This window comes from Variovorax paradoxus (genome assembly GCF_902712855.1).
In the GTDB taxonomy this organism is placed as follows: Bacteria; Pseudomonadota; Gammaproteobacteria; order Burkholderiales; family Burkholderiaceae_C; genus Variovorax; species Variovorax paradoxus_Q.
Genome location: NZ_LR743507.1, coordinates 2,249,178 through 2,262,055, shown reverse-complemented (window position 1 = coordinate 2,262,055; position 12,878 = coordinate 2,249,178). Strand labels below are relative to the sequence as shown.

Sequence of the window (12,878 nt, the reverse complement as noted above, 5' to 3'; positions counted from 1 at the left end):
GCGGCGCCGGCGTTCATTGCGCGTCGCCGATGCAGCGCAGGTAGTCGCGCGTGGCGGCAGCGTAGCCGAGCTCCAGCGCGTCGGCCACGAAGGCGTGGCCGATCGAGACCTCCTGCACGCCCGGCACGGCGCGCAGGAAGGCGCTCAGGTTGTCGCGGCTCAGGTCGTGGCCTGCGTTGACGCCCAGGCCGGCATCCAGCGCGGCGCGCGCCGTCTCGGCGTAGCGCGCCAGCACGGCCTGTTCGTCCGGCGTGCCGCGGGAGGCGGCGTAGCCCTCGGTGTAGAGCTCGACACGGTCGGCACCGGCCGCCTTGACGGCGGCCATCATTTCGGGGATCGGGTCCATGAACAGGCTCACGCGCACGCCCAGCGCCTTGGCTTCGGCAATCAGCGGGCGCAGGCGCTCGGCGTCATCGGGGAAGGTCCAACCGTGGTCGCTGGTCGACTGGGTTTCGCTGTCGGGCACGAACGTGGCCTGGTGCGGCTTCAGCGCACGCACGAAGTCCATCAGGTTCTGGAACGGATTGCCCTCGATGTTGAATTCGACGCCCGGCCAGTCCTTGGCGAGCAGCGCCGACAGGTCGTTCACGTCGTGCGCGCGGATGTGGCGGGCGTCGGGACGCGGATGCACGGTGATGCCCTGCGCGCCGGCGGCCAGGCAGGCCTGCGCGGCCTTCACCACGCTCGGGATGCCCAGGTGGCGCGTGTTGCGCACCAGGGCGACCTTGTTGAGATTGACGGACAGGGCGGTGCTCATAGTGCTTGCAGATCTCTCATCATTTGCCGCGTACGCAGCGTGGACACGCCGCAATGGTAGTTGAGCAGTGCGCGCAGCTGGTTGCGCAGGGCACTGTTGCTGCCGGCGCTCATGGTGGCGATCTCGCGCAGCGTGGCGGTGAAAGGCGCGCGGTCGTCGAGCACGTCCTGCAGCGCCTGCCAGGCGGCGCCGGGCAGCGCGGCCTCATCGTCGGCGGCATGACGGAGGCCGGCCTCCGGCACCAGGATGTAGCGCGCGTCGGCATCGAGCGGCTCCAGCGTGAGCGTCTGGAGGTCGAGGGCCGGCAGCAGGCCCACCGCACGCAGCAGGAGCAGCTCGAAGGCCCGCAACGCGGCGGCGTGGGTGGCCGCCTGCGCGCCCGCGTGCTCGCCCGCCAGCACCTGCACCACCCCGGCGTAGGCGTCGAACAGGGCCTCGTGCGCGTCGTCGCGCGCCAGCAGGCGCAGCAGCAGTTCGTTGACGTAGTAGCCCGACAGCAGCGCCTCGCCGGTCGGCATCACATGGCCGCCCATCCATTCGGCGCCCTTGAGGGTGCGGATCTCCGCGTCGCCGCCGTAGTTGAGCTGCAGCGGCTGCAGCGGCAGCAGCACCGGGCGGAAATTGGAACTCGGCCGCTTCGCGCCCTTGGCCACGAGCGCGATGCGCCCGTGGTGCCGGGTGAAGACTTCGAGGATCAGGCTCGACTCGCTCCAGTCGTAGCGGTGGAGGACGTAAGCAGGCTCGTGCGAAACGCGGTGGGTGGCCATGTCAGTGAGCGATCGAGCATCGAGGCTTGAAACCGGCAGAGGCTGCCGGACCGGCTTTGCAGGGCCGCTGGTGTTGCCCGCTGCAAGGAGGTTGGCGGCTGCGCGAAGCGGGCAAGCCTCGAGGTTTGCCTGTTATTCGTAGCCGAAGGAGCGTACGCGTGCCTCGTCGTCGGCCCAGCCCGAGCGAACCTTCACCCACAATTCGAGGAACACCTTGGCGTCGGCCAGCTTCTCGAGTTCGACGCGGGTCTCCATGCCGATGCGCTTGATGCGCTCGCCCTTGTCGCCGATCACCATGGCCTTGTGGCCGTCGCGCTCGACCACGATGGTGGCGGCGATGCGCAGCAGGCGCTTCTGGCCCTTCTTCTGCGGCGGCTCCTCCTCGAACTTGTCGATGACGACGGTCGAGGTGTAGGGCAGCTCGTCACCGGTGAGGCGGAAGAGCTTCTCGCGCACCAGCTCGCCGGCAAGGAACTTCTCGCTGCGGTCGGTGAGCTCGTCCTCGTCGTAGAACCAGGGTTGCTCGGGCAGGTACTTTTCGCAGATGCCGAAGAGGCGCTCGACATCCTTCGGGTTCTTGGCCGACATCGGCACGAACTCGGCGAACTCGTGCTTCTTCTGCATGTCCTGCAGCCAGGGCGCGATGTCGCCGCGGCGGTGCACGTTGTCCAGCTTGTTGGCCAGCAGCACCGTCGGGATGCCCTTGCCGAGCAGCTTGAGCACGCGCTCGTCGGCTTGCGTGAAGCTGCCGGCCTCGACCACGAACAGGATCAGGTCGACGTCGCCGACCGCGCCCTGCACTGTCTTGTTGAGCGACTTGTTCAGCGCGTTGGCATGCAGGGTCTGGAAACCCGGCGTATCGACAAACACGAACTGCGTTCCGCCGCCCTCCGGCGTGCCCAGCGTGCGCATGCCGGTAATGCGGTGCCGCGTGGTCTGCGCCTTGCGCGAGGTGATGCTGATCTTCTGCCCGACCAGGGCATTGAGCAGCGTCGACTTGCCGACATTCGGCTTGCCGACGATGGCGATGAGGCCGCAGTGTCGGGGGCCGGTGGCGGCCGGACCGCCTGCGGCGTCTTCGGGTCCCGCTACGGGATTGATAGCATCGTTCATTGTGATTTCACGCGGCGCCGCGTGCCTTGAGCCGGATCAACATGGCGGCGGCCGCCGCCTGCTCGCCGGCGCGGCGCGAGCCGCCGATGCCGCGTTCGCGAAACCCCAGTTCGGGCACCTCGCACTCGACATCGAAAGTCTGCTTGTGCGCAGCACCCAGTGTGGCGGCCACGCGGTACACCGGCAGCTTCATTTTGTGACCCTGCAACCATTCCTGCAATTCGGTCTTCGGGTCCTTGGCCGCGGCTTCCATGCGCGGGTTGATCTCGACCGACTCGTAGAGCCTGTGCACCAGCGCCTGTGCAGCGGCGAAGCCGGCGTCCAGGTACACCGCGCCGATCAGCGCCTCGAGCGCGTCGGCCAGGATCGACGGCCGGTTCGGCCCGCCCGAGCGCGCCTCGCCCTCGCCGAGCTTCAGCAGCGGCGACAAGGCCAGTCCCACCGCCAGGCGGTGCAGCGTGTCCTGCTTGACGAGGTTGGCCCGCACGCGCGAGAGGTCGCCTTCGGGCAAAGCCGACAGCCGCAGGTACAGCAGGTGCGAGACCGCCAGGTTCAGCACCGAGTCGCCCAGGAATTCGAGGCGTTCGTTGTGGTCGGCTGAGAAGCTGCGGTGAGTGAGCGCGAGCTGGAGCAGCCGCGGGTCGGAGAAGGTGTGCTGGAGACGCGCCTGCAGCGCGACGAGGCTGCCGTCCACCTTTTTAAGCGCCGCGTTCAGCGGGATTCGCCCTTGTATTTGAGGGTCAGGTACGCCGGGCCGAACAACGGGATCTCACGCTCGTACGAATACGACACGACCACCTTGTCGCCGACCTTCTTGATGTCGAGGTCCTTGCCGCTGACAGACTTGAAGTCGTCGATCGACTGCGCGCGATCGAAGATGGCGCGAACTTCGGGCACGGTGGTGCCTTCCTTGGCCTTGTTGACGGCCTTGTCGATCGCCTGCCATTCGATCAACGTCGGAACGACCTGCGCGATGACCACGCCCAGGCAGCCGAGCACGGCCGCCACGAACACCAAGCCGACGAACGAAATGCCCCGTTGCCGCGCAGCGCTGCTGCGCACGGACCGATGTGTTCTCATGCCCTCTTACCCCTCGAACGATGCTGATGAATGCTTATTGGAACGGACCGATGCGACCCAGATCGCCGAAGTTCATCCAGACAAAGAAGGCCCTGCCCACGATGTTGCTGTCCGGAACAAAACCCCAGAAACGCGAGTCGGCCGAATTATCGCGGTTGTCGCCCATCATGAAATAGCTGCCGGCGGGCACCTTGCACACCACGCCTTCGACCGAGTAGCGGCAGTTTTCGCGGCCGGGGAAGTCGCTGGCGCCCGGCACGAACGAGGGCGCTGCATCGTCGTTCAGGATCTTGTGCTTCTTGCCGGCGAGGTCTTCGTCGTACTGCTTGAGCAGGCGCATCGATTCGCTGTCGAGATAGTCGGCCGCAGGTTGCTTCGACACCGGCTGGCCGTTGATCGTGAGCTTCTTGTTCAGGTAGGCCACCTCGTCGCCTGGAATGCCGACGACGCGCTTGATGTAGTCCATGCTCGGCTTGGGCGGGTAGCGGAACACCACCACGTCCCCACGGGCCAGCGGCGTGCCTGTGGTGATCTTGGTGTTGATGACCGGCAGGCGCAGGCCATAGGTGAACTTGTTGACCAGGATCAGGTCGCCGGTCAGCAGCGTGGGCATCATCGAACCCGACGGAATCTTGAAGGGCTCGTACAGGAACGAGCGCAGCAGGAACACCACCAGGATCACCGGGAACAGGCCTGCGGTCCAGTCGAGCCACCAGGGCTGCATCAGCAAGCGCTCGCTGGCCTTCGCATCCGCTGTGTCGACCTGGTTGATGCCCTGCCCTGCCAGGCGCGCGTTGCGCTCGGCCAGCGACGTCTCCAGCGCCGCTGCGGCGCGTTCACGCCGGGGCAGGAAGATGAAGCGCTCGGCCACCCAGTAGAGGCCGGTGATCACCGTGGCCACGAACAGCAGGAGAGCGAAGTTGCCTTCGATCGCGCCGAAATACCAGGCGCCGACATAGCCGGCGAAAGCCGCAAGGACCAGGGAGGTGATGAATGCCATTTTTTGATCAGTCTTCGACTTGCAGAATCGCGAGGAAGGCCTCTTGCGGGACCTCGACGGAACCGATCTGCTTCATTCTTTTCTTGCCCGCCTTCTGCTTCTCGAGCAGCTTCTTCTTGCGGGTGATGTCGCCGCCGTAGCACTTCGCCAGGACGTTCTTGCGAAGGGCCTTGATTGTCTCACGCGCGATGATGTTGACCCCGATGGCGGCCTGGATCGCCACGTCGAACATCTGCCGCGAAATGATCTCGCGCATCTTCGAGACCACGGCCCGCCCACGGTACTGCGACTGGGTGCGGTGGACGATGATCGAGAGTGCATCGACCTTCTCGCCGTTCAGCAGGATGTCGACCTTCACCACGTCGGAGGCGCGGTATTCCTTGAACTCGTAGTCCATCGAGGCGTATCCGCGGCTCACCGACTTCAGCTTGTCGAAGAAGTCGAGCACGATCTCGCCGAGGGGCATCTCGTAGGTCAGCATGACCTGGCGGCCATGGTAGGCCATGTTCATCTGCACGCCACGCTTCTGGTTGGCCAGCGTCATGACGGCGCCGACGTATTCCTGCGGCATGTACAGGTGCACGGTGACGATCGGCTCGCGGATCTCCGCCATCTTGCCCACATCGGGCATCTTGGAGGGGTTCTCCACCATGATGACTTCGCCGTCGTTCTTGACCACCTGGTAGACCACGCTGGGCGCGGTCGTGATCAGATCCTGGTCGAACTCGCGCTCCAGCCGCTCCTGCACGATCTCCATGTGCAGCAGGCCGAGGAAGCCGCAACGGAAGCCGAAGCCGAGCGCCTGGCTCACTTCGGGCTCGTAGCGCAGCGACGAATCGTTGAGCTTGAGTTTCTCGAGCGCGTCGCGCAGCGAGTCGTACTCGCTCGCTTCGGTCGGGTACAGGCCTGCGAACACCTGCGGCTGGATTTCCTTGAAGCCGGGCAGCGCCTCGGTCGCCGTGGCTGCGGCACCGCCGGTGCCGGCCTTGATCAGCGTGACCGTGTCGCCGACCTTCGCGGCCTGCAGTTCCTTGATGCCCGCGATGATGTAGCCCACCTCGCCCGCTTCGAGCGAAGCGCGCGGCTCGTTGGCGGGCGTGAAGACGCCGACGTTGTCGGCGTTGTACATCGCGCCCGAAGCCATCATCTTGATGCGATCGCCCTTCATGAGCCGGCCGTCGACCACGCGCACCAGCATGACGACACCGACGTACGGGTCGAACCAGCTGTCGACGATCATCGCGCGCAGCGGGCCGTCCGGATTGCCGCGCGGCGCGGGCATGCGAGCGACGATGGCCTCGAGGATGTCATCGATGCCGACACCCGTCTTCGCAGAACAGGGAATCGCGTCGGTCGCGTCGATGCCGATCACGTCTTCGATCTCGGTGCGTGCGTTGTCGAGATCCGCGTTGGGCAAGTCGATCTTGTTGAGCACCGGGACCACCTCGACTCCGAGGTCGAGCGCGGTGTAGCAGTTGGCCACCGTCTGCGCTTCGACACCTTGCGATGCGTCGACGACGAGCAGCGCGCCTTCGCAGGCAGACAGCGAACGACTCACTTCATACGAGAAGTCGACGTGGCCCGGCGTGTCGATCAGATTGAGGTTGTAGACCTGCCCGTCGCGTGCCTTGTAGTGCAGCGCGGCGGTCTGCGCCTTGATGGTTATCCCACGCTCTTTTTCGATGTCCATCGAGTCGAGCACCTGCGCTTCCATCTCGCGTTCCGCGAGGCCCCCGCAACGTTGGATCAAACGGTCTGCGAGCGTCGACTTGCCATGATCAATGTGCGCAATGATCGAGAAATTTCTGATGTGATTCATCAACGGGAACGCTTAAGTACTTGAATTGGCTCGCGCGCAGAGGGCGACAGGCAAGAAAAAAGGGCGCGTCTTCTGGAGACGCGCCCTGAACCAACAAGCAATGGCAACTGCAGTAGTTGGAACTTCATTGTAGGCAAAAAGGGAGGCACGTACATCCGGGAACAGGGTCCAAAGGGGTCGTTGCAGGTCCACAACATCAAAGATGTGAACAGGTTATCAACAGGATCGGTGGAGCAGTCAATGAACAACTTGTGGGCGATCTGTGGAGCACCGGTGGACTGCTGGCTGACATCTCGCATCGTGAAGGCCAGTGCGCTCTTTATGCGCTGCTCGGCCGCCGCAAGGCCGCTATTCTACCGAAATCCGTCCTTAGCCCGCCTTTAAGTCAGTCATCACTAACTAAAATCGACTGCGCTTGCATGTAAGATTTTTTTGATGAGCAAGAACGGAACGTCGTAAACACCTCGAAAAAATGGCCCCAAACCCGACTGCCGGGTGGGGCCACTTGACGCCAACGCCGGATCAGCGTGCAGGCCGAATCAGGGCGTATTGAGCCCAGTCACCGCGCCGGAACAGCACGCTGAGCGACTTGCTCTTGTCGGCCTTGCCGACGGCGGACTCGAATTCACGGGTGTTCGCCACCTCGGCATTGCCCACGGCAAGGATGATGTCGCCCTCGCGCAGACCGGCGCGCGCTGCTGCTTCATTGGCTGAATCGACCTTCACGCCACCCTTGAGCTTGAGTTCCTTCTTCTGAGCGTCGGTGAGATCGCTCACGGCCAGGCCCAGCGACTTGGCGGCCGCGGAAGCAGACGGCTTGGGCGCCGGCTCGTCGCGATCGCTCGCGCGCTTGGCGGGCTTGTCGGGTTCGATCTCGGCGATGGTCACGTTCAGGTCGCGCGATGCGCCGCGCCGAAACACCGTCAACGTGCTCTTGGTGCCCGGCTTGGTGTTACCCACCAGGCGCGGCAGGTCGCTCGGTTTCTCGATCGCCTTGCCATCGAACTTCGTGATGACATCACCCGGCTCCACGCCGGCCTTCTCGCCTGGCGAGCCCGCCTCCACGCCGCGCACCAGCGCGCCCTGCGCCTTGCCGAGGCCGATGGCCTCGGCCACGTCCTTGGTGACCTGGTCGATCTGCACACCGATGCGACCGCGTGAGACGCGGCCCGAGGTGCGCAGTTGATCGCTCACACGAATCGCCTCGTCGATCGGAATCGAGAACGAGATGCCCATGAAGCCGCCCGAGCGCGAGTAGATCTGACTGTTGATGCCCACCACTTCGCCGCGCATGTTGATCAGCGGGCCACCCGAGTTGCCTGGATTGATGGCCACGTCCGTCTGGATGAACGGCAGGTACTCGCCAGTGTCGCGCTGCTTGGCGCTCACGATGCCGGCCGTGACGGTGTTCTCGAGGCCGAACGGCGAACCGATGGCCATCACCCATTCACCGACGCGCAGCTTGGAAATGTCGCCGACCTTCACCGCGGGCAGGCCGGTGGCATCGATCTTCACGACAGCCACGTCGGTGCGCTTGTCGGCGCCGACGATCTTGGCCTTGAACTCGCGCTTGTCGGGCAGCGTGACCAGCACCTCGGAGGCGTCCTCGACCACGTGCGCATTGGTCATGACGTAGCCGTCGGGTGTAAGGATGAAGCCGGAACCCACACCGCGCGGGCGCTCCTCCTCCTGCGGCTGCTGGGGCCGCCTGGGGCTCGGCCCCTGGCGCGGCTGACCCGGCGCCGGCTGGCCGAAGAAGCGGCGGAAGAACTCCTGCATTTCTTCATCCATCTCGCCGTTGTTGCCGCGCTGCGCGACTTTCTCGACGGTGCGGATGTTGACGACGGACGGGCCGACCTGGTCGACCAGGTCAGTGAAATCGGGCAGCGTGCGCGTCTGCGCATGCACCGGCTCCACAGGCATGAAGGTGGCGCCCGCTGTCAGGGCCAGCGCAAATGCCAGCAGGCCGGAACGGAGCTTGTGTCCCTCGACTTTGAAGATCATCGGTTTTCTTTCAAAAGAACAGAGCAGCGGAAAACAGTTCTATGAGTCTGCACCAGACGCTTGGTTCAGCGCAATTTGGAGCCAATGCGCTCCGTTGACGTCAGCGCGTGCGTGCGAGGCTCTGCGCGAAGGCGTTGAGTGTCTGTTGCGGCACCTCGCCCACGGCCGTCAGCCACCAGTCGCCCATTGGCGCGGGCAATTGGCGGCGGATGGCGTTGGTCGCGCCGATGGTAAGCACGCCGTCGCGCGGTGCGCGCGCTGCGTCATAGCGTTCGATGAACAGCGACACAGAAGCCAGGCCGTCGGAGAAGGTCCACTGGACGGTGGCCGCGTCAGGCTTCGGCTTGCCGCTGGCATCGCTGGCCGTGGTCGGACGGCGGAAGAAGCTGCGCGGCTTGAAGCCCGCAACGGGCGTATTGAGCGTCCAGCCCTCATCCTGCGCGTTGCTGCGCTCCAGTTCGAGCTTCTCGATGCGATAGCCGGCAGTGTTGGCCATCATCTGCGAGAGAGCTTGGGCCTTGACCGGCGCGTCGAGCTGCAGCTCGGAGAAGGCCGACTGCTCCACCACACGTGAATCGCTGTCGATGGTCTGCAGCTTCACCACGAGGCCGGAACGCCGCTCGCTCCAGATACGGTAGCCGAACCGCAGGCTGTCGTGCGGAACCAGTTGAACCACGTCCGCGTCGAAGCCCGCGACACGGTCCTTGCCCACGGCGCGGACATCGTAGAAGTCGCCGATCGACGAGTCGGGCTTGTCCGGCAGATTCGGAAACAGATCGAGGTTCTCGCGCTTCTCGACCTTGACGACCTTCGCCTCGGGCAGGAAGGTCATGACGTTGCTGTTGCGACGGAACGTCGAGCGCTGCGGCCCCGACAAAGCCTCGATGCGCTCGATCTGGTGCTCACCGTCGCGCACGTGCCAGATGCGCGCACTCGACAGATCGCCGCCCGGCGCCGACACGACGAAGGTGCCGACGTAGTTGCGCTGTCGAGCGCCAGCGTGCATGCGCTGCAGCCACTCGGTCACGCTCATTGCCGGCGGCTCGTCCGTCTGGGCCGTCGCGGCCGCGCTCTTCGCGTTCGTGGCCCCCGTACGGTTCTGTGCGATGGCAGCCTGCGCAAGGCAAAAAGCAGCAAACACGAGCACGCAGGCGCGTGCGGAGATCGGCATCTTGACGGTCATTACAGAGGAATGCGGGGCGCGCATTCAGCGCGTGGGCCCCTCGAAGGTGGCATTGCGCAGGAAACCGGAAGGCATTTGCGATGCACCGCCGGCTTGCTGGTGCGCTTCGAGCAACTGGTCGAGCCGCGGATCACGCAGCATCACTTGCGGATTGCCATTGCCGACAATCACCCGCGTCGGCGTGAGCGTGTTGGCCGCGGGCTGTTCACCATTGACGGCTACCGAAGCCAACACCGAATTTACGGCTGGCTGGACCTGCTGCAAGGGAGCTGCGGCCAACTGGCCACCGGCTTGCGGCACTGCCGAGCCGTTGCCGACCAGTGTCCAGCTGATGGCGGCCACCGCCATCAGAGACGCGGCCCCAGCCACCAACTTCCAGCGAAACACCGGTTCGTTGGCGGCCTCCACCCTTCGCTGCACCGGCACCGTGACAGGCGCGGCCATCGGTACCGGCGCAGGAGTCAGTGGTGCGGGCTCAGAGGCAAGCCGCTGCTGGAAACGCGCAAGGAACGCCGAGGTGTCACTGCACGGCGAATGCGAGCCCGAGCGCAACACATCGCCCGCCACATGGAACGCCTGCCAAGCCGCGCGCGCTTCGCCGTCGGCGCAGACCGCCTCGATGGCCTGAGCGAATGTCTCGCCCTGCAAATGACCATCCGCAAGTGCGGACACCTGTTCCCGAACCGTCATCGTCTGATTCATTTCATTCACCTGCTTACTTACCAACGCTTGCCGGACTGGTTGTCCAGCAGCGGCTTGACCCTGGCCGAAATGGCCTCGCGCGCCCGGAAAATGCGCGAACGCACGGTGCCGATGGGGCAATCCATGACCTCGGCAATCTCTTCGTAACTCATGCCCTCGATTTCGCGCAGCGTGACCGCCTGCCGCAATTCAGCCGGCAGCGCTTCCATGGCAGCCTCGACGGCGCTGGCGATTTCGTTCGCCGCCATGACCGATTCGGGGGTTTCGTCGGTGGTTGGTTCGTTTCCGGGACGGTAAGTTTCATCCTCGTCTTCAGAAGACGGCCTCAGAGCAGCTTCGGAGACGGTCGGATCGCGCTTCATGTCGACCAGCGCCTTCTTGGCGGTGTTGACGGCGATCCGATAGAGCCAGGTATAGAACTGCGCCTCGCCGCGGAACTGATGCAGCGCGCGGTAGGCGCGAATGAAGGTTTCCTGCGCGATGTCCTCGATCAGGTCGACATCGCGCACCATCCGCCCGATCAGGCGTTCAATACGGCGCTGGTACTTGATCACCAGCAGCTCGAACGCCTTCTGGTCGCCTGCGACGGTGCGCTGGACCAGTTGGAAGTCGACCTCGCCCGGACGCGGCGCTCCAGCAGGCGCGTCGGTCAGGCCGGAATCCGGCGGTACGGGCGGCGGAGAAGTGGTCATCGGGAAAATTCAGGACGCATCGGCAGGTGCCGTCGCGCGCCAGGTGTCACCCCCGTGCGTTGCGGCAGGGGGGCGCGAATATACCGCACGACGAACGTCGCGCCAGCGTTCTGGCATTGCCCGCCGCTCGACCCAGACCCAGCGACGCGCGCGGCCCGGCTCGCTCAGGCGCAGCAGCATCAATGACTGAAAATCAAGGGCCACCAGTACTCGCGCGGCATTCACCGGGCGCGTCGGCGCAGCCCCGTCGAGCGACCAACAGAGACCGTCGAAGCGCAAGGTTCCCGCACCATCGCGGCGCAGGCCGAAGCCCGCTGCCGCACCGGCGAAGGCAACACTTAGAACCAGCAACAGCTGGCGCCATCCATTGCTATCGAACAAATAGCAGGACGCACCGGCGCTGCAGGCGCCCAAGGCCCAAAGGGTAATGAGAAGGCGGGTCGCGCCGCGCGAGCGCCCCACCGGATAAGTCACCGACGGCGCGCTGTGCATGAAGGAGCAATGCTCAAGCGCGCTTGAACACCAGCGTACCGTTGGTGCCGCCGAAACCGAAGTTGTTCTTGACCGCGACGTCGATCTTCAGATCGCGCGCCTCGTTGGCGCAGTAGTCGAGATCGCACTCCGGATCCTGATTGAAGATGTTGATGGTAGGCGGGCTCTTCTGCTCGTGCAGCGCCATCACCGTGAACACCGATTCGATACCACCCGCGCCGCCCAGCAAGTGGCCGGTCATCGACTTCGTCGAATTGACCACCAGTTTCTTCGCATGGTCGCCGAACGCCAGCTTGACCGCATTCGTCTCGTTGACGTCGCCGATCTGCGTCGAAGTGCCATGTGCGTTGAGGTACTGGACCTGATCGGCGTTGACACCGGCGTTGGACAGTGCCATGGCCATCGAGCGGCGGGGGCCGTCGACGTCAGGTGCAGTCATGTGATACGCATCGCCCGTCAGGCCGAAGCCCGCAACTTCAGCATAGATCTTCGCGCCGCGCGCCTTGGCATGCTCGTATTCCTCGAGCACCAGCACGCCGGCGCCCTCGCCCAGCACGAATCCGTCACGATCCTTGTCCCAGGGACGCGAGGCCGTGGCGGGATCGTCATTTCGCGTGCTCAGCGCGCGAGGCGCGGTGAAACCGCCGATGCCGAGCGGGGAAATGGTCGATTCGGCACCGCCCGCAATCATCACGTCGGCATCGCCGTACTCGATCATGCGTGCCGACGTGCCGATGGCGTGAAGGCCGGTGGTGCAGGCAGTGACCACGGCGATATTTGGGCCCTTGAAGCCGTACTTGATCGACACGTGGCCGGAGATCATGTTGATGATCGATGCCGGCACGAAGAACGGCGACACGCGGCGCGGGCCGCGTGCAGTCAGTTCGCCGTGCGTCTGTTCGATCATCGGCAGACCGCCGATGCCCGAGCCGATGTTGCATCCGATGCGCACGGCTTCTTCATAAGACAGCGCTTCGCCGGTCGGCAATCCGCTGTCCTGCACAGCCTGGATGGCGGCGGCTAGGCCCAGATGAATGAAGCGGTCCATGTGACGCGCTTCTTTCTCCGAAATGTATTGGGTGATGTCGAAACCTTTGACCTCACCGGCGAACTTGCAGGCGAAGGCGCTTGCATCGAACGCGGTGATGTTCGCAATGCCCGACTTCCCGGCCAACAGGTTGGCCCAGGATTCGGATGCGGTGTTTCCGACAGGAGCGATGCAACCGAGTCCGGTCACGACGACGCGGCGTTTGGTCATGCCGGCAAACC

General features: G+C 64.7%; 13 protein-coding genes. All 13 read right to left on the bottom strand.

The genetic code is table 11. The annotated features are described in order from the left end of the window. Positions 1 to 13 precede the first annotated feature (13 nt). Complete coding sequence (locus AACL56_RS10145) at positions 14 to 757, bottom strand: pyridoxine 5'-phosphate synthase (protein ID WP_339089719.1); 744 nt, start codon at positions 755 to 757, stop codon at positions 14 to 16. After that, positions 754 to 1,524 carry a DNA repair protein RecO gene (gene recO / locus AACL56_RS10140; RefSeq protein WP_339089718.1) on the bottom strand — a complete coding sequence of 257 codons (771 nt, stop codon included), beginning with the start codon at positions 1,522 to 1,524 and terminating at the stop codon, positions 754 to 756. Before recO ends, AACL56_RS10145 begins: the two co-directional genes overlap by 4 nt. A gap of 132 nt (positions 1,525 to 1,656) precedes the next feature. Continuing rightward, entirely contained in the window at positions 1,657 to 2,637 is a 981-nt protein-coding gene (gene era / locus AACL56_RS10135; RefSeq protein WP_339089717.1) for a GTPase Era, read from the bottom strand. Positions 2,638 to 2,644: 7 nt separating this feature from the next. Beyond that, entirely contained in the window at positions 2,645 to 3,331 is a 687-nt protein-coding gene (gene rnc / locus AACL56_RS10130) for a ribonuclease III (protein WP_339089716.1), read from the bottom strand. Between the two features lie 17 nt (positions 3,332 to 3,348). Beyond that, complete coding sequence (locus tag AACL56_RS10125; protein ID WP_339089715.1) at positions 3,349 to 3,717, bottom strand: DUF4845 domain-containing protein; 369 nt, start codon at positions 3,715 to 3,717, stop codon at positions 3,349 to 3,351. Between the two features lie 34 nt (positions 3,718 to 3,751). Continuing rightward, positions 3,752 to 4,717, bottom strand: coding sequence for a signal peptidase I (gene lepB / locus AACL56_RS10120; RefSeq protein ID WP_339089714.1), 966 nt, complete (start codon positions 4,715 to 4,717; stop codon positions 3,752 to 3,754). Between the two features lie 7 nt (positions 4,718 to 4,724). Next, the gene (gene lepA / locus AACL56_RS10115; protein ID WP_339089713.1) at positions 4,725 to 6,536 is read right to left on the bottom strand and encodes a translation elongation factor 4; all 1,812 of its coding nucleotides are present in this window, start codon (positions 6,534 to 6,536) and stop codon (positions 4,725 to 4,727) included. 522 nt (positions 6,537 to 7,058) lie between these two features. After that, entirely contained in the window at positions 7,059 to 8,540 is a 1,482-nt protein-coding gene (locus AACL56_RS10110) for a DegQ family serine endoprotease (RefSeq protein WP_339089712.1), read from the bottom strand. Positions 8,541 to 8,640: 100 nt separating this feature from the next. After that, positions 8,641 to 9,723: a MucB/RseB C-terminal domain-containing protein gene (locus AACL56_RS10105; RefSeq protein ID WP_425337003.1), complete on the bottom strand. Its 1,083-nt coding sequence runs from the start codon at positions 9,721 to 9,723 to the stop codon at positions 8,641 to 8,643. A 24-nt stretch (positions 9,724 to 9,747) separates the two neighbouring features. Continuing rightward, positions 9,748 to 10,425, bottom strand: coding sequence for a sigma-E factor negative regulatory protein (locus tag AACL56_RS10100; protein WP_339089710.1), 678 nt, complete (start codon positions 10,423 to 10,425; stop codon positions 9,748 to 9,750). A gap of 17 nt (positions 10,426 to 10,442) precedes the next feature. Beyond that, entirely contained in the window at positions 10,443 to 11,117 is a 675-nt protein-coding gene (rpoE, locus tag AACL56_RS10095; RefSeq protein ID WP_339089709.1) for an RNA polymerase sigma factor RpoE, read from the bottom strand. Between the two features lie 9 nt (positions 11,118 to 11,126). After that, a complete protein-coding gene (locus AACL56_RS10090; RefSeq protein WP_339089708.1) occupies positions 11,127 to 11,609 on the bottom strand; it encodes a hypothetical protein in 483 nt (160 codons plus the stop codon). A 13-nt stretch (positions 11,610 to 11,622) separates the two neighbouring features. Then, positions 11,623 to 12,867, bottom strand: coding sequence for a beta-ketoacyl-ACP synthase II (gene fabF, locus AACL56_RS10085; protein ID WP_339089707.1), 1,245 nt, complete (start codon positions 12,865 to 12,867; stop codon positions 11,623 to 11,625). Positions 12,868 to 12,878 lie beyond the last annotated feature (11 nt).